Source organism: Erythrobacter litoralis (genome assembly GCF_029760855.1).
In the GTDB taxonomy this organism is placed as follows: Bacteria; Pseudomonadota; Alphaproteobacteria; order Sphingomonadales; family Sphingomonadaceae; genus Qipengyuania; species Qipengyuania litoralis_A.
Genome location: NZ_SOSI01000005.1, coordinates 197,264 through 214,689 on the forward strand (window position 1 = coordinate 197,264; position 17,426 = coordinate 214,689).

Here is a 17,426-nt window from a genome sequence, read left to right on the forward strand (position 1 = left end):
TTGCCGGTTCGGGCCCTAAACGTCTACTCCCAGCCCTCGCGTAGCAGCAGCGGTCCGTCTCCATAGAGATAATCGGGATCGAAACACGCAAACTGTTTCAACTTGTCCCAATCGTCGGTGTAGAGATCGCCGCGCCGAATTTCTGCTATCCCGGTTTCGCGTAGTTTCCCCACCGCGCGGTTGGCGTGAATCGCGCTGACGCCGCACATATCGGCAAGGTCGAGCTGGGTGAACGGCGTACGCAGCGCGCGGTTCATCTGTCGGCCGATCAGGTCGAACCGATGGTGCAATTCGGCATAGAGATGCGCGATGCGGCGCGGGGCATCGAGCTGCTCGAGGATCTGGATCCATTTGCGGTGGATGGCCGCATCCAGCAATGTCGCGAACCACATGGCCCGCGCGATGTTCGGCCGGTCCTGCAAAACCTTGCGCAAGCTGTCGTGGCTGACGCAGCCCACTTCTATCCGGCCCGCCGCGACGAGATTGTGGTCCAGCCGTTTCAGCGCAAAGCCATGCAGATCGACGAAATCGCCGGGAATATGCACGCCGACGATGAACCGCTTGTCATCCCGGGTAATCGTGCGAAAGATGAAGCCTTCGACCAGGATCGTGCTGCGATGGGTGATGTCCCCGCGGGCGATCAACTGTTCCCCATCTTCATGGTGATCGACGGTTTCGACCAGACCTTCGATATAGGAAAGGTCATCCTCGCCGAAATGCTGGCGGAGCCTGCCAGCAAGAAAATCGCCAGTCAGCGGATAGCGGTCGGACTTTCCGGTTTTGCCCTCTGTCATCATCGCGTGCGCCGTATGCAAAGGAAATGGGAGCGGTCTACTGACCAAAGTTAGCTTTCTGTTCTTTTTTCTCAACGCCGAAGCTTCGGCTCGCGAAAGCGGCGGCGGTACGTTCGCGCACGTCACGAAGGGGGTGGCGGACGATGGGTTCGAAAGACCCGACACCCCCTGCGGGCGTATAGCCCCATCGGGCGAGGTCCGCCTTGTGCTCTGGCTCCAACGGCGAGACTTCGGGGTAATCGGCATTGCCGTTCCGAATGGTCGATTTATGCCAAGTGTTATCCAAGCCGAGAAAGGCTAACACTCCGCCGATGATGCTGTCGGGATCGTCGACCAGATCCTCGTAACGGATCACAACGACCGCATGAAGACGCGCGAGGTCGCACTCCATTCTTTGGTAGGCTTCAATCCCGTATCGCACCAATTCCTCCGGGGATCGGTCGCTCCATTTCGCGAGCGCCGCCGCCATGATCTGCGGATGGCGCAGGATGACGACGAACTGAGCCATGGGGAACAATTGCTGGTAGAGCCGCATGCGCGTGAGGTTGACCGGGGACTTTTCCAGCCACCACGACGCATCCGCATCGAACCAAGGCGACCAGTCGGCCAGCAAGCGATTGCGCGTTTCAAGCGTATCGAACCTGCCTTCCTCGATGTGATGTTCAGCAGGATCCGTCGCGAATTGTCCGGGAATACCATGCAGCGCCGTGTGCGGGATGGCACCCTGCAAGTAGCATCCTTCGTCTTCCGGTGCGGACGAGTTCTCGATAGCCGAAACGCTGCGGTGCGATGCGATGAGCCGGGACAGTAGGCTGGTTCCCGTCCGATGCAACCCCGCTACGAAGACGAAGCGAGGCATGGTCGGCGTCATGCGTCTTCCGTTTCGAGAGCGAGGTCACCTTCGCCGTATAGGTAGTCCGGATGAAAGTCCGCATAGGCATGCAGTTCGGCGCAATCGGGGATGTGCACCCTGCCACGCTCGAAAATAAGAAGATCACGCCGCCGCAAATCCGCAAAGGCGCGATTTGCATGAATTGCCGTCGCCCCGCACATATCGGCGACGTCGCTTTGCGTGAGCGGCGTATCGAAGCCATCGGGGCGCCCTAATCCAACCATTCCGAGCCTGCACCCGATTTCGGAAAAGATATGCGCAATTCGTCGCGGAGTTGTGAGCTGTTCCAGCTTCATGATCCACTCGCGGTGCAGGGCTGCGTCGAGGAGGGTCGAGAACCACAGCAGGCGGCTGAGATGCGGGTCGTCCGCCATCGTTGCCTTGATCCGGTCGTGAGGAACTTGGGCAACCGTCGCCGGGCCGATACAGTCGATATTGTGATCGAGCCGCTTCAGGGCGAAACAATGAAGGTCGACGAAATCACCCGGTACGTGGAAGCTGACAATACTCCGCTTGCCATTCGATTCCAGGGTTCGGACCATGAAACCCTCGACCAGCATGGTCGAATTGTCACACGTATTGCCGCGCGCGATGATCCGATCGCCCGCTTCGTGATGCACGACGGCGGATACCATGTCCTCCAAGCGGAGGCGTTCGTCCTGCGACATCGAATGGCGCAACCGCCCGGCCAGGAAGCGGCCGGTGTTCGGATAACGGCGCAACTCCTCTTCGAATGCAATCATCCGTTGGCTTCCCAAACTTATCGTTCCAAGACATGTTCTGAGCGCAACCCAACTAATGTTAGATGTCTACCCCATTTTGCAGCGCAGCCGTAGCCCCAAAGTGCAGGAATTGTCGACACGCTCATGAAAATCGCCGTCGTGGCGCATATCCGCTATGCGATCGCCGAACCGTTCAGCGGCGGCATGGAAGCCCACACGAAAGCGCTTTGCGAAGGCTTGCGTGCGGCCGGTCACCACGTGACGCTGTTCGCAGCCGCGAAGTCGAACGATACCGATCTGGTGCCGCTATGCGATCCGTATGACGATGTTTTGCCGTGGGAAATCTGGCGCGGCACCGAACGGCTCGCCGACTTCCAGGAACGCGCGTTCGCGGCCGTCCTTCCTTATGTGCGCCTCCATGGGTACGACGCCGTCCACAACAATTCGCTGTTTCCGCAATTGATCGAATGGTGCGCCGAGGAAGGCGTGCCATGCGTGACGACCCAGCATGTTCCGCCGTTTGAAAACATGGTCGATGCCGTCCGGTTCGTCGCCGACCGGCCGGAAGCGGTGGTCACCGTGCCATCGCATGATCAGGCGGTTATGTGGGATCGGCGCGGTTGTCCGAACCTGACGGTCGTCCCGAACGGGATCGATACGACATTCTGGTGCCCGAACACCAAGCGAGGAGATTATTTCACCTGGGCGGGAAGGATCGTCGCCAACAAGGGTACGGCCGAAGCCGTACGCGCGGCGCAGCTTGGCGGTTTCCCGCTGCGCCTGTTCGGACCTATCGAGGACAGGAGCTATTTCGCCGCCGAAGTCGAACCGTACCTCGGCGGCTCGATAGAGTATTGCGGGCACCTGACAGGCGCGAGGTTGCGCGATCAGATTGCCGGAGGTCGCGGTGCATTGGTGACGCCGATGTGGGACGAACCCTTCGGCTTGGTTGCGGCCGAAGCACTCGCCTGCGGCGTACCGGTCGCCGCGTTCGACCGCGGTGCTTTACACGAAGTCGTCGGAGATTGCGGGATTTTGGTACCGCCCGGCGATGCAACGGAACTGGCGAGAGCCGTACTCGCGCTCGGCGCCATCGACGTGGCCCGGTGCCGCGCTCGCGCAACTGCCGACCTCTCCATTCCCGCGATGATCGAGCGGTACGAGGATTGCTACGAAGTTGCCATCTCCGGCGCACGGTCGGCTGCCGCCGCTTCCAGCTGCGCGAGGACGACTGCGCTGCTCGCGAACGGCTGATCCTCCTGCTGGCGGGTGAGTGCGAGGTCCGCTTCGTTCGGATCGCGGAGCTTGATCCATTCACCGGCGCTGTCGCGGTCTATCAGGCCCATGAGCCGGAAGGCGCGGAGCCAATGCTGCATGGTCGGCTCGCCCCACTTATCGCAGAACAATGAGGAATTCCGCATCACGCTGTCCAGATGATGGACCGGCGGCATGTGGTGCGGATGGTATTGATGATACGCCTTGGCGCCGCGGGCCCACCAAATCGGTATGCCCGCTTCCGCAAGCTTTCGACCAAAATCCGTATCCTCGCCGCCATATCCGACATACCGTTCGTCGAACCCACCGACACGCTCAAACGTCGTCCGGGAGAGCGCGAAATTAAGCGACCAGAAGCAGCGATAGTCCCGGCATGGCCCAAGGGCCGATTGTGGCGGCCCCGCCCTCTCCGAATGCAGCACCGCCTGTCGTTCGAATTCCGCGAAATCTATGCCGCGATCGGTCGCCCCGCTCGGCAGATAGCCGACCTCGCCCATGAAGACGCCGCCCTCCTCACTCATTGCCGCGGCGTAGTCGGCGACGAAATCGGGCGAAGGAATGCAATCGACGTCCAGAAAGACCAGCGTTTCAGACAAAGCCGCGGCGGCAGCGGCGTTGCGCGCTTTCGCAAGGCAAATTTGATCGCCTTTCAGCATGACTTGCCGAACCGGGAAATCGATTTCCGGAAGCGCATAAGCGTCGCTTTGCATGACCGCGATGACGAGTTCCGCAGGCATGGATCGCGATTGACTGAGGCCGCGAACCAGATTGGCAAGATGATCTGCCCGCCCATGTGCAAGGGTGCATACCGAAACGGTCATCGCACCACCTCCAGCGCTGGACGAACTGGCGTGCCCGCCCATAGCGTCGCAATCGTTTCTTCCAGCCAAGTCACGATTCCGGTAGCGGCATCATGCCCGGCGAGGCTTTTCTGCCGCGCGTTATTTATCGAAGCCGCGTCGCGCCACAACTTCTGCCATGCGGCGCTATAGGACGGCCAATCGCGGGCCATGACGGCGGCTCGCTCTCTCTGAAGCGCCTCGGCCTTGCGCACCTGTTCGTCGAAATAGCGCCATTCCGGGATTACGACCCACGGCTTGCCAGCCGCCAATGCCATATGGACCGTCGTGTTCCCGCAGGACGATACCAGACGATCGGCAGCGGCAATCCAGACCTCTGGATTGTCTACCCAGCCGCGATGTTCGAGATTGCCAGGCTCCGTTTCGTGCCATTCGCGGCGAACCTTCCCAATGGTAATCCATCGACTGTCCGGTTCGGCGCGGGCACCAAGGGTAAGCGGCGTGTTCGGCGTACCCTCGCCCCCGCCCCCGGCGATCACTAGGACGACATCGGCCGCAGAATCGAGGCCGAGAACCTCGCGCGCATCGTCTCGGCTCAGGATTTTTGACCCGTCGATCCCTATGCCCGGCGCATAATGGGTTTTCCCGGTATGCCGTGCAGGCCTTTCCGGCTGTTCCAGCGTCTCGTGATACGGCGCCAGCAGCCCGACTGCGCTGTCGTACGCGGCCATATGGCCCGGATCGGACCGCTCACCATGCTGGACGACCGCGATGTGGGGAACGGAACAGAGCCGCGCGAGCTGCGCCAGTTCTGCCGAGACATCCGTAATGAAGAGGCTCGGTCGATCCTGCGCGAACCAATTTGCGACAGCGGCGAAGGCTTCGGCGATGGCCGGCCAGCCGAGCGGAGCGCAGTGAACGGTATCCGGCATCGGCAGACTGGCCATGGCGGGTGCCTCGTCCCCCCGCGCTTCAAACAGCGAAGGAATGCGGACGATGGCTACGTTGTCGTGCAAGTCCGGAAAGATATCGTCGCGTGCGCAGAACAGGGAGATGTCCCGCGAAAGCGCCAGTTTGTTCGCGATTGCCGCTGCGCGTTCGGCATGCCCCCGTCCCTGATGGTGCACGAAGTAGCCGATCGGACCGCTCGCGCTCATTACGCTGCCCCCTGAAGACGAACCGCGCTGCGTCGTCGCTGACGGCGATGGGCGAGAACGCCTTCCAGCGCACCGCTGCCGTGCGAACGCCGCGCGACGTACACATTGGGTTGCGACCGCAGACCAGCCAACTCGTCGGAGTGATTGCCGACCAGGATCGCGTTCTGGCAAACCGTCAGCATATCCTCGTCATTACCGCTGTCTCCCGCGGCGAAAATACGCGCCGCCTCGATATCGAGCTTGCGCCCCAGAAACGCCATCGCGGCCCCCTTCCCCGCCCTTAAGGGAAGGACGTCCAGCAACCGCCCATGGCTGTAGATCACCCGTGCCGCTACACCTTTGAGGCGAAGGGCATGCCGAACCGCTTCGGCAACTGCATGCGATGCGGCGAAATAACTGCGCTTGAACGGTCGCTGCTCGTAGACCGCTTGCGGTTCGAGCCCCGGAACGGTTGCGCAGATGTCTTCTACGCGATTTGCATCCCAACCCTCGGCGACAAGGGACGCGAAGTCGGTATCGGGTTCCAGGCCGTTCGATGTTCGGTGATAGATTTCGCTGCCGACGGATGTGATCCACGCGACCGGCTCAGGCAGCGACCATTCGCGAATCAGACGCCGCGCCTCGGTTAGCGAACGCCCCGTGGCGACCGCGAAGGCGAACCCTGGACTACGATGGACGAATGACGCGAACCGGCCCGCGCCTTCCGGGCAGCCGGTAAGCGTGTTGTCGATATCGCTGACGAGCAGGCTATCGAAGTTGCGTTCTGCCTGCGCAGGCGAAGTCTCACACACTGCGCGCGCTACGGAAACGAACGCGTCGGCATAGGCATCCCAGTTCATTGCCTGCGAATTCGCCTGTCCGTTGCGAGAGAATGTCTGCCAGAGTTCCCGGTCGTCGATGATCCGGCCGATGGCGCCTGCCAAATCCGCCGGAGACGTCGGGTCGATCAGCAGACCGTGCTTGAGTTCCCCGATGATATCGATGGGCCCGCCATTCCGGGTCGCGACCACCGGCAGGCCGTACGACGCTGCCTCGACAAGGGTTAGCCCGTAGGGTTCCATCAGGGCGGGATTGACGAACACCCCGCCACTTTCGGCCGCGAGGCGATACAAGCCATCGACGTCTTCGCGCGTATGCGATTTCGGGTACGCGACGCTGCCATACAGACCATGCCTATCGATAGCGGCGAACAGACCGTGCATAACCGCGTTCTGCTCGCCGCTTTGGGTTTGGGGTCCTTCGCGAACGCCCGCCAGAATTACGAGGTTACAGCGCGTGCGAAGGTCATTCGACATGCCGAACGCTTCGACAAGCGTCGCGAGATTCTTCTTCGCGACAGGCCGCGCCACCGCGAGAACGATCGGTCTCGTAGGATCGCGAAGAAAGGGCGCTATCAAGGCGGAGGCGCTGCACACTGCTTCGTCGTTTGCGGAGGCGACCAGAATGCCCGGCGGAATGCGATAGGTCTTGCAAACAGCGGTATCGGTATAGCTAGGTATCTGACGCTCGCACTCGTCGCGAGACGATCCCACGATGGCCGCGGCGCGTTCGATGGCGCGGGTCTCTTCCGCTATGCGCGCACTATGCCCGGTGCCTGAGAGGCCCATTACATCCTGCTTGTCGCGGCCCAGTGAATGTGCGGTGTAGATGAAGGGAATGCCCAACGCCTTTTCCACTTTCGCAGCCACGTCGGCGGCATCCGCGAAATGCGCGTGGATGACGTCCGGCAAACGCGAACGCCCGCGCAGTTCCGAGATCAGCGCTTCGGTAAAAGCCTTGCGGTCAGCCGCGAGCGCTTCCTTGGAAAGATAGGCGCGGTTGCCGCTATCGATCCGGGTGATGGAAAGTTTGGGCGTGATCGCTTCCCTTGGCTGCGCATGAACTGGGTCGAGGGCGGGTTCGTCAAACAGGCGGGTAACGATCTCTGCATGATCGACATCGGCCCGCTCCGAAAGCGCCTGCATTTCGCCCAGAACGTAGGCGATATGACCGCCTGTATCTTCGGTAATGCCGTACCGTACCGGCTCGGCCTTCAAGCAACCTCCCAGCGCAATGGAAACGATGTGCAAACAGGATCCCCTAGACAGTTCGAGCATCGAACGGCCTGCCTATAGGGTTGGTGCCTTACCCATCCTTTGTTTACCATTTCTCGACGGGCGGAATCGCAGTGCGACCTTATCGTGCGCGGTCGCATCGCCAGTCGGTAAGATCGCGCCCAAGCAGGCGCTCAAGACGGTCGATATCGGGCTCGATGAGATCTGACATCAGGACACGATCGGCCGCGGTCATAGGATCGGGACGTGAGCCCGTTTTGGCAACGATGCCGCGCAGCGCGGAAACCGTTCGTCTCAAGGGGCGTACCATTGCAGTCGGCAAGACGCGGCGAATTCGGCCGCCGAGTTGCTGATTGTTGAGGAGCGAGGCCGCCATCCGCGCTGCCTTTCCCTGCGGCAGAACGGTTTCATTCGCGACCTTCAATTCCGGGCGTATCGGGGCAAGATCGAGAAAGCGCCAGACTTCCCCCATGCCCTCTTCGCCGACGATATTGTCGAAAAGCATCACGAGCCGATCCTCGACAGGCACGGCGGCGAACAATCTCGCAATCTGATCCGCATAAAGGCTGGTGAATATGTAACGCCAGCCATAGGCCCAACCGTCCCTTGCGCCCGAGCGTTCGTGCGCAATCGCTTCGGCGAACGTCCCCGCCGGCTCCCGCATGCGCGAGCGCTGATAATTATAGGCCGAATAGGCGCGCTCGTAGGGATCGCGCAGAACGGCCACGAATTTCGTGTCCGGTATCGTTTGACGGGCACCCGCGATTGCGTCGGGCGATTGCAGATACATCGTGCTGGCATCGAGCCTGTATCGTACATCCTCGCCGCCCGCGAAACTGTCCGCGAAAGTTTCGACATCCAAAAAATCGCGCGTCTCGTGCGGTGTGACCGTCGTATAACTAGTCCCGTCCGGGCTCAGCAGATCGCAGAGCCGCTCTCGCGATTGCGGCGTCTGCGCGAAGAACATCGGCTCCTTCATCGGGTGGACGAAGATGTCGGGATGTGCGCCGAGCGTGGCGGCCAGCGCCGTGGTCCCCGCCTTCATGGCCCCCGGAACGATCAGGTTTGGCAGGCGCTTCGTCTGCGAAGCCCGAATATAGTGCGCTGACATGCGCGCCATCTAGCATCGCGCGCCCGTCTGTCGACACGCTAACAGTTTGAAAGGCCCCTCCGTTAATGTCGAAACCCGCCGTCCTGTTCGTCTGTCTCGGCAATATCTGTCGCTCGCCGCTCGCCGAAGCCGCCTTCCGCCGCGCTACGGACGAGGCGGGGCTAGACGTCGAAACGGCAAGTGCCGGAACGGCGGACTATCACGTGGGCGCGCCGCCCGATCCGCGGTCCATCGCCGAGGCGGATGCGCGCGGTATTCACATTGCGGGCTATCGCGGGCGGCAGCTCAAGCCATCCGATTTCGGAGAGTTCGATTACATCCTCGCGATGGACGCAAGCAATCTTGCCGATATTCGTCGGCTCGATCCCGGCGACGGTAAGGCGAAGACAGCTCTCCTGCTCGATCTCGTACCCGGGCAGCATGGGCGCGAGGTCGCTGATCCCTATTATGGAGGGGACGACGGCTTTGCTGTGACTTTCGACGAGGTGGAAGCGGGCGCGCGTGCGCTCGTCGCCGTATTGCTGGACGAACATGGCTGACGAAGATCGCCGCCGCGAACGTGCGGTTCCTTCCTCCCGTCTCGGACGGCTCGCCGGGTTCGGTAAGCTGGCGGGAGGCGTTGCGGGCGGCGTCCTGTCGGAAGGCGCCCGGCGCCTGGCCGCCGGTGAGCGGCCTCGGCTCGATCAGCTCCTCCTGACGCCTGGCAATGCGAAGCGGCTGAGCGACCAGCTTGCTACTCTGCGCGGGGCGGCAATGAAGCTCGGGCAGATGATCTCGATGGATACGGGTGATGTCCTTCCGCCCGAACTCACCGCGATCCTCGCCCGCTTGCGGGAACAGGCCGATTTCATGCCACCGCGCCAGCTCGATAGCGTACTGGCGGAAGAATGGGGCAAGGACTGGCGGCGCAATTTCCGTCGTTTCGAACCGCGCCCGATCGCCGCCGCCTCGATCGGGCAGGTCCATCGTGCCCTTACGAAGGACGGCAGGCTGTTGGCGATCAAGGTGCAATATCCCGGTGTTGCGCAAAGCATTGATTCCGATGTCGACAATGTAGCGACCTTGCTGCGGGTGACTGGTTTGCTTCCCAAGGGACTCGATCTTGACCCGGTGCTGGTCGCAGCGAAGGAGCAGTTGCGCGAAGAGGCGGATTACCAGCGCGAAACCGATATGATGGAGCGTTATGCCGCCCTGCTGGCCGGCGACGAACGCTACCTCGTCCCCACGCCTGACCGCGAGCTTACGACGCGGCGCGTGCTGGCGATGACCTTCGAAGAAAGCTCGTCCGTTGAAGCGCTCGGAGAATTGCCGGACGAAAAGCGCGACGAACTGTTCGCGCACCTGATCGAACTGGTCGCGCGCGAGCTATTCGAATGGCGGCTGATGCAAACGGACCCGAATTTTGCCAATTACCGAGTGAAACGAGAAACCGGCCAGCTGGTCTTGCTCGATTTCGGCGCAGCCCGCGATATTTCCGACGAAATCTCAGCACGCTACCGGACCTTGCTGCGTGCCGGCCTGAACGAGGATCGCGAAGGCGTGCTAGAAGCCGCGATAGCGGCAGGGTTCATTAACGACCACGCCGTCGCACGTCATCCGGACGCGATCCGGCGTGCCGTCGATATCGTTGTGACGCAAATGGCGAAGCAGGAACGGCTGGACTTCGGCGACCGGTCTTTCGTCCCGCAAATCAGGGACGAAGTTATGCCGATCGCGCAAGACAAGGAAAGCTGGCACATCCCGCCGCCCGAAACCCTGTTCGTGCAGCGTAAAGTAAGCGGCACCGCCCTCCTCGGTGCGAATGTCGGGGCGAAGGTCGACGTGCGTGGGATCGTCGGCAACATCCTCGACAAAACTGAATGAGCGAGGACCTTGCTAGCCATATCGCCCGTCTGACCGGTTCCGCGGTTTCGCGAATGGTCCGGTTCCCCGGCGGCGACATCTCCGGCGCTACGCGTGTCGACCTTGCCGACGGCCGCCGGATCGTCGCAAAGGTCGGACCGGTCGTTAGCAAAGAAGGCCGGATGCTCGAAGCAATGGCGCTATGCGGCGCGCCTGTGCCGCAGCTGATCGCACATGACGGCGACGTATTGCTGATCTCCCATGTCGAAAGCGGGGGGCGCTTGGACAGCGAAAAATCGTGGCGCATACTGGCGGATGCGCTCGAGCCGCTGCGCGATGTCGGCGGGTCGTCCTACGGCTGGAGCGAAGATTATGCGCTGCGCGATGTCGAGGTTCCGAACGCGCAGGCCGAGACCTGGCCCGCTTTCTGGGCGGAACGACGGCTGTTGATCCATACCTCTCATATCGCCCCGCCCCTCGCCCGTCGGATCGAGGGATTGGCCGGCCGCATAAGCGAATTATTGCCCGATCACCCCCGCGCATCGCTTGTGCATGGCGACCTGTGGGGCGGCAATGTCGTCGTATCTTCGGACGCGAAGGTCCACCTCATCGATCCCAACGCCTATTATGGGGACCGCGAAGTGGACGCCGCGACACTGACTGTGTTCGACAATCTTCCGGCGAGTTTTTTCGACCGTCTCGAACTTGCCAAAGGGTGGCAAGAGCGCCAGCCGATCTACCGCCTGTGGACCTGGCTGGTCCATGTTCGCCTGTTTGGGGGATCGTATGGTTCGGCGGTGATGCGCGAACTCGACACACTGGGCTTCTAACCGCCGCGCAGGGTCCGCACGCCGAAGTCGCGTTCGAAAAGGTAGAGCAACATCCGCGCCGCCTCGCCGCGCGTACCTTCCAACCCGCCGTCGCGCTCGATCAGCAACCTCGCATCGTCATGAGCCTTCGGCAGCAAGGCACTGATCTGTTCAAAGTTTGCGATACTGAACGGCGTATCGCCCGATTGCCGCGTGCCGAGTAATTCGCCGCCGCCGCGCAGTCGAAGATCTTCCTCCGCCAGCAGAAAGCCGTCCTGCGTCTCGCGCATCAGGGCTAACCTCTCACGCGCGGTTTCGGAAAGGCTCTCTCCGCGTAACAGCACGCAGACCGATTTCTCGCTCCCCCGTCCCACCCGGCCGCGCAACTGATGCAACTGGGCAAGGCCGAAGCGTTCCGCCTGTTCGATGATCATCAGCGTCGCGTTCGGTACGTCGACGCCAACCTCGATCACCGTAGTCGCGATCAACAGCTTCGCGTTACCGCGCGCAAAGCGTTCCATCGCGGCGTCCTTCACCTCCGGGGGCAATTGCCCATGCACCAGCACGACGTCATCGCCGAACCGCTCCTTGAGCGAAGCATAGCGCGCTTCCGCCGCGGCGATCTCTTCCGGCCCGTCCACCTCGCGCACCATCGGGCACACCCAATAGGCCTGCCGTCCCTCGGCAATCTGGCCCGCCAACCGATCGACGAGTACGGCAAGTTTGTCCGACCCCATCACCACCGTATCGATCGCCTGCCGACCCGGCGGCAATTCGTCGAGCTTGCTGACGTCGAGTTCGCCATATTGCGCCAACGTTAGGCTGCGTGGGATCGGCGTTGCCGTCATGGCGAGGACATGCGGAGCGCGCTTGCCCTTGCTCGCCAGCATTAAGCGCTGGCCGACACCGAAGCGGTGCTGCTCGTCGATCACAACCACTGCGAGGTTGCGGTAGGCCACGCTGTCCTGAAAGATCGCATGAGTGCCGACGACGATGTCGATACTGCCGTCGAGCAAACCCATCAGCGTCGCCTCGCGCGCCCGACCCTTGTCGCGGCCTGTCAGCAGCGCGACCCGTGCGCCGGTCGGTTCGGCCATGCGCCGCAAGCTTTCGTAATGCTGGCGGGCGAGGATTTCGGTCGGGGCGAGCATGGCTGCCTGCGCCCCCGCTTCCACCGCGATCAGCATCGCCTCGAGCGCGACTACCGTCTTGCCGGCACCCACATCACCTTGCAGCAGGCGAAGCATCGGCGCCTCCTGCGCTAGGTCGTTCCCGATCTCGGAGATCGAACGCTGCTGCGCACCTGTCAGCGGGAAAGGCAGGTCGAGCTTTCCGCGATAGCTGCCGTCGCCCAGCAGCGCTTGGCCCTTGCGGCGGCGGTTGTCGGCGCGCACCAGCATCAAGGCAAGGCTGTTGGCGAGGAGCTCGTCGTAAGCCAGCCGGTCGCGCGCCGCCTTGTCCTCCGCCCTGTGCGCCCGATGCATCGCCTCGCGCCATGCGGGCCAATCTTCCTTGTCGCGCAAGCCCCGCTCGATCCATTCCGGCAATTCCGGGCAGCGCTCCAATGCTTGTGCGACCAGCGAAGCGACCTTCGGCTGCGTCAGCCCTTCTGACAGACGGTAGACCGGCTCGCACAGCTGTTGCAGGGTCTCGCCGCCTTCTTCCAGCACATGGTCGGGATGCACGATCTGGAGCATGTCGCCATACCGCTCCAGCTTGCCCGCCACCCAGCGCACGCCTTCGACCGGCAGCTGTTTCTTGGCGCTGTACGAAGCGCGGCCGAAATAGGTCAGCGCGAGGATATTGCCTAGCGCGTCCTGCGCCAGCACGCGGTAGGGGCCGCGCGGATTGCGGCTGCCGCGATGTTCGGTCACGGCGAGGCGCACGACGATATTCTCGCCCTCGCCCGCCTCGTCCACGTTCTGTACCATCCGCCGTGAAACGAAACGGTCGGGCAGGTGATACGCGACGTCCTTTACCCGCGTCAGCCCCAGCCGACCGAGCGGCTTCTTCAGCTTCGGACCGACGCCATCGAGCGTGTCGGTCTCCGCGAACAGGGGATTGAGCGCCTCGGGCCGCATCGCGTCAGCCTATAGCCGCTTGAACCGGTTTGGCGAGTACCCTACCTCCCACCCATGCCCGATCTCCTGACCTTCGACGGCCGCAAACAGCGCGCCCGCTTCCGCGCCTGGCACCGGGGCACGCGCGAGGCGGATTACATGATCGGCGGCTTTTTCGACCGCTACCACGCCGACTGGGCGGAGGCCGAACTCGCATGGTTCGAAGCCCTGCTCGAAGAAGATGACGTAGACGTAATGGCGTGGGCGTTGAAGACTCAGCCCACTCCGCCGCATTTCGAAGGCGAATTGATCGCGAAGATGCAAAAACTCGATTACGTGGACATTCCGCGCTAAATTACTCTCATAGGTGTTGACGGGAACGCGCTCGGCAGTACCGCGCTGTCACTCTCGATGCCCGATCTCTCCCGTATCCTGAAAGCCGACCGCTCGCTCACGCTGGCACAGGTCGCCCGCGGCGCGCAGCCGCTCGTCATGGCTGATCTCGCGCGCGCCGCCACCGGCCGTGCCGTATTCATCGCGCCGGACGATACCGCCATGCGCAGTATTGCGGATGCCGCCGCGTATTTCGCGCCGGAACTGGAAGTGCTGGAGTTCCCAGCGTGGGACTCCCTGCCTTACGACCGTGCCAGCCCTGCGCTAGCAATCAGCGCCCGCCGGCTTTCCGCCTTACACCGCCTGCAGAAGGGCAAGGCGAAGGCACAGCTCGTCGTTACCACCGCGAATGCCGTTACGCAGCGCGTGCTGACCCCGTTCCGCATTCGCGAGAGCGTTCGCGAGTTCAAGGTCGGCACGGAAATCGGACGGGATAGCCTTGCCGCCTTGCTCCAGCGACAGGGCTACAGCCGCAGCGATACGGTGATCGACAAGGGCGAATACGCCATACGCGGTTCGATCGTGGATGTGTTCCCTTCCGGCATGGACGAGGCACTGCGGCTCGATTTCTTCGGCGACGAACTCGAAAGCCTGCGCACTTTCGATCCGAATACGCAGATGAGTACCGGGCGTCTCGACAGTCACCTCTTGCTGCCTGCCAGCGAGGCGCTGCTCGACGAAGACAGCATCAAGCGTTTCCGCACGCGCTACCGCGAGATGTTCGGTGCCAACGCCACGCAAGATCCGCTCTACGAGGCGGTCAGCGAGGGCCGCCGCCTTGCCGGCATGGAACACTGGCTGCCGCTGTTCGAGGACAAGCTCACCACCCTGTTCGATCATCTCGGCGACGGTGACGTGGTGGTGATGGATAACGCCTCTCAGCCTGCCATCGAAGAGCGGCTGAAGGACGTTTCGGACTATTACGATCAGCGCACCACCGGGTCCGGCCAAGCCAAAGGCAGCTATCGTCCATTGAAGCCCGACGACCTGTATCTGAGCGAAGACGAGATCGCGGCGGTGCAGGAAAAGCAGCCGATCCACCGGGCGACCACCTTCGACGAACCCGAAAGCGATTCCGTCATTGATTTCGGCTTTCGTTCTGGCCGCGATTTCGCGCCGGAGCGGGCGCGGGGCGACAACGTCTATCCCCTGCTTGCGGATCACCTGAAGGCCATCGGAAAGGCAGGCAAGCGTCCTCTCCTCGCCGCCTATTCGAACGGCAGCCGCTCACGTATCGCTTCGATCCTCGATGAGGCACGCATTTCGGTGCAGTTGGCCGATACGTGGCAGGATGCGCTGGGCAAGGCTGCTAAAGGCAAGCCTGCCGCGATGGTCCTCCCGTTGGAGGCGAGCTTCGCGAATGACGAGATGGAACTGCTGACCGAGCAGGATATCCTCGGCGACCGCCTCGTACGCCGCAAGAAGAAGCGCAAGAGCGCCGACGCATTCCTCGCCGAACTACAGGCCCTCGCGGTCGGCGACCTGATCGTCCACACCGAACACGGCATCGGCAAGTATCTCGGCCTCGAACCGGTCAGCGTCGGCAAGTCGAAGCACGACTGCGTCCAGCTCGAATATAAGGGCGGCGACAAGCTGTTTATCCCGGTCGAGAATATCGACGTGCTCAGCCGCTACGGGTCGTCCGAGGAAGCGGTGATGCTCGATCGGTTGGGCGGCGAAGCCTGGCAGAAGCGCCGCGCGCGTTTGAAAGAGCGCATTCGCGAGATCGCCGGTGAGCTGATGCTGGTCGCGGCCCAGCGTGCCTTGAAGCAAGCGCCCATCTACGAAGTCGAAGAAGGGCCGTACAACCAGTTCCTCGACCGATTCCCTTGGCAGGAAACCGACGATCAGGAACGCGCGATCGAGGACGTGTTGCGCGATCTCGAAAGCGGTAAACCGATGGACCGGCTGGTGTGCGGCGATGTCGGTTTCGGCAAAACGGAAGTGGCGCTGCGCGCAGCATTCGTTGCGGCGATGAACGGCCAGCAGGTCGCTGTCGTCGCGCCGACTACCCTTCTCGCTCGTCAGCATTTCGAAAATTTCAGCCAGCGTTTCTCCGGCTTCCCGCTTAAAATCGGCCGCCTTTCGCGCCTCGTAGGCTCGAAAGAGATGAAGGACACGCGCGAAGGACTGGCGAGCGGCGATATCCACATCGTCGTAGGCACCCATGCGATCCTGTCGAAGAATACCAAGTTCAAGGATTTGGGCCTTGTTATCGTCGACGAAGAGCAACGCTTCGGGGTCACGCACAAGGAAAAGCTGAAGCAGTTACGCGCCGACGTCCACATGCTCACCCTCACCGCCACGCCCATCCCGCGCACGCTACAGATGGCGATGACCGGCCTGCGCGAGCTTTCCACCATTCAGACCCCGCCGGTCGACCGTCTCGCCGTGCGCACCTACGTCATGGAGTGGGACGACATGGTGATGCGCGAGGCGTTGCTGCGCGAGCATCATCGCGGTGGGCAAAGTTTCATTGTCGTGCCCCGTATCTCCGACATGGAAGGCGTCGAAGAGTGGCTGCGGGAGAATGTGCCGGAAGTTAAATATATTGCCGCGCACGGGCAGATGGGCGCGGGTGAGATCGAGGAGCGGATGAGCGCTTTCTACGAGCGCAAATACGATGTTCTCCTCGCCACCACAATCGTCGAAAGTGGGCTCGATCTGCCTAGCGCAAATACAATTATCATCCACCGCGCCGATATCTTCGGCCTTGCACAGCTATATCAGTTGCGCGGTCGGGTCGGTCGAGCGAAGCTACGCGCCTATGCCTACCTGACTTACGAGAAGAATACCTCGCTGTCCGAGGTTGCGGAGAAGCGCCTGAAAGTTCTCGGCGATCTCGACAGCCTCGGTGCGGGTTTCCAGTTGGCCAGTCACGATCTCGACATTCGCGGCGCAGGCAACCTCTTGGGCGACGAGCAGTCGGGCCACATCCGGGAAGTCGGGTTCGAGCTTTACCAATCGATGCTGGAAGACGCGATCCTTGCCGCCAAGGCGGGTGAGATGGGGCTGGAAGCCAAGCGGGAGACAGTGAGCCCGCAAATCACCGTCGATGCGCCGATCATGATCCCGGAGGACTACGTACCCGATCTCGCGGTTCGCATGGCGCTCTACCGCCGCCTCAACGATGCACAGGACAAGGCAGAGATCGAGGCATTGGCAGCCGAAATGATCGACCGCTTCGGAGAATTGCCCGCCGCGACTGCCAATCTCGTTCGCCTGATCGAGATCAAGCATCAGGCGATGGAAGCCAACATCTCCAAGATCGACGTCGGCGCGGCCGGCACGCTCGTCACCTTCCACAATGACGACTTCCCGGATGGCCCAGGTCTGATCGCCTATGTCGACCGGCTGAAGGACACTGCGAAGCTGCGGCCCGATATGAAGCTGGTTATCAGCCGGGCATGGAATTCACCGGAAAGCCGCCTCAACGGACTATTCCAGCTGACAAAAGGGTTGTCCGGTATCGCGAAGAAAGCCCGCAAGTCCGAAAAGAAGAAGAAAGCGGCCTAAG

14 protein-coding genes are annotated in these 17,426 nt (G+C 62.0%); 6 read left to right on the top strand and 8 right to left on the bottom strand.

The annotated features are described in order from the left end of the window. Positions 1–23: 23 nt before the first annotated feature. From E3U23_RS11055 to E3U23_RS11065, 3 genes are read right to left on the bottom strand one after another with little or no spacing between them, the layout of a single operon-like run. On the bottom strand, positions 24–794 hold the full coding sequence (locus E3U23_RS11055; RefSeq protein ID WP_279351319.1) for a Crp/Fnr family transcriptional regulator: 771 nt from the start codon (positions 792–794) through the stop codon (positions 24–26). A 37-nt stretch (positions 795–831) separates the two neighbouring features. Then, on the bottom strand, positions 832–1,665 hold the full coding sequence (locus E3U23_RS11060) for a sulfotransferase family protein (RefSeq protein WP_279351320.1): 834 nt from the start codon (positions 1,663–1,665) through the stop codon (positions 832–834). Continuing rightward, positions 1,662–2,429, bottom strand: coding sequence for a Crp/Fnr family transcriptional regulator (locus E3U23_RS11065; RefSeq protein WP_279351321.1), 768 nt, complete (start codon positions 2,427–2,429; stop codon positions 1,662–1,664). The genes E3U23_RS11060 and E3U23_RS11065 overlap by 4 nt, the downstream gene beginning before the upstream one ends. A 123-nt stretch (positions 2,430–2,552) precedes the next feature. Between E3U23_RS11065 and E3U23_RS11070 the strand changes: the two genes are divergently transcribed. Next, positions 2,553–3,662, top strand: a complete 1,110-nt coding sequence (locus E3U23_RS11070; RefSeq protein WP_279351322.1) for a glycosyltransferase — start codon at positions 2,553–2,555, stop codon at positions 3,660–3,662. Here the strand turns inward: E3U23_RS11070 and E3U23_RS11075 are convergent. The 4 genes from E3U23_RS11075 to E3U23_RS11090 form a co-directional block, all read right to left on the bottom strand. Then, positions 3,578–4,420, bottom strand: coding sequence for a galactosyltransferase-related protein (locus tag E3U23_RS11075; RefSeq protein WP_279351323.1), 843 nt, complete (start codon positions 4,418–4,420; stop codon positions 3,578–3,580). The genes E3U23_RS11070 and E3U23_RS11075 overlap by 85 nt on opposite strands. A gap of 80 nt (positions 4,421–4,500) precedes the next feature. Further along, positions 4,501–5,640, bottom strand: a complete 1,140-nt coding sequence (locus tag E3U23_RS11080; RefSeq protein WP_279351324.1) for a hypothetical protein — start codon at positions 5,638–5,640, stop codon at positions 4,501–4,503. Next, positions 5,640–7,676: an HAD-IIB family hydrolase gene (locus tag E3U23_RS11085; RefSeq protein WP_279351325.1), complete on the bottom strand. Its 2,037-nt coding sequence runs from the start codon at positions 7,674–7,676 to the stop codon at positions 5,640–5,642. Before E3U23_RS11085 ends, E3U23_RS11080 begins: the two co-directional genes overlap by 1 nt. Before the next feature lie 139 nt (positions 7,677–7,815). Then, complete coding sequence (locus E3U23_RS11090; RefSeq protein ID WP_279351326.1) at positions 7,816–8,805, bottom strand: sulfotransferase; 990 nt, start codon at positions 8,803–8,805, stop codon at positions 7,816–7,818. Positions 8,806–8,870: 65 nt separating this feature from the next. On the opposite strand from E3U23_RS11090, the gene E3U23_RS11095 reads away from it, so the two are divergent. The 3 genes from E3U23_RS11095 to E3U23_RS11105 are packed head-to-tail and all read left to right on the top strand — an operon-like array spanning position 8,871 to position 11,477. After that, positions 8,871–9,344 carry a low molecular weight protein-tyrosine-phosphatase gene (locus E3U23_RS11095; RefSeq protein WP_279351327.1) on the top strand — a complete coding sequence of 158 codons (474 nt, stop codon included), beginning with the start codon at positions 8,871–8,873 and terminating at the stop codon, positions 9,342–9,344. Next, positions 9,337–10,668 (top strand): ABC1 kinase family protein, encoded by a 1,332-nt coding sequence (locus E3U23_RS11100; protein ID WP_279351328.1) that lies wholly within the window; start codon positions 9,337–9,339, stop codon positions 10,666–10,668. The genes E3U23_RS11095 and E3U23_RS11100 overlap by 8 nt, the downstream gene beginning before the upstream one ends. Further along, complete coding sequence (locus E3U23_RS11105; RefSeq protein WP_279351329.1) at positions 10,665–11,477, top strand: fructosamine kinase family protein; 813 nt, start codon at positions 10,665–10,667, stop codon at positions 11,475–11,477. The genes E3U23_RS11100 and E3U23_RS11105 overlap by 4 nt, the downstream gene beginning before the upstream one ends. On the opposite strand, the gene recG is transcribed toward E3U23_RS11105, so the two are convergent. Beyond that, positions 11,474–13,537: an ATP-dependent DNA helicase RecG gene (gene recG, locus E3U23_RS11110; RefSeq protein ID WP_279351330.1), complete on the bottom strand. Its 2,064-nt coding sequence runs from the start codon at positions 13,535–13,537 to the stop codon at positions 11,474–11,476. The genes E3U23_RS11105 and recG overlap by 4 nt on opposite strands. A 54-nt stretch (positions 13,538–13,591) precedes the next feature. On the opposite strand from recG, the gene E3U23_RS11115 reads away from it, so the two are divergent. Both E3U23_RS11115 and mfd read left to right on the top strand, forming a co-directional pair. Continuing rightward, entirely contained in the window at positions 13,592–13,870 is a 279-nt protein-coding gene (locus E3U23_RS11115) for a succinate dehydrogenase assembly factor 2 (protein ID WP_279351331.1), read from the top strand. A 57-nt stretch (positions 13,871–13,927) separates the two neighbouring features. After that, positions 13,928–17,425 carry a transcription-repair coupling factor gene (mfd, locus tag E3U23_RS11120; protein WP_279351332.1) on the top strand — a complete coding sequence of 1,166 codons (3,498 nt, stop codon included), beginning with the start codon at positions 13,928–13,930 and terminating at the stop codon, positions 17,423–17,425. The last annotated feature ends 1 nt before the right edge of the window (position 17,426 follow it).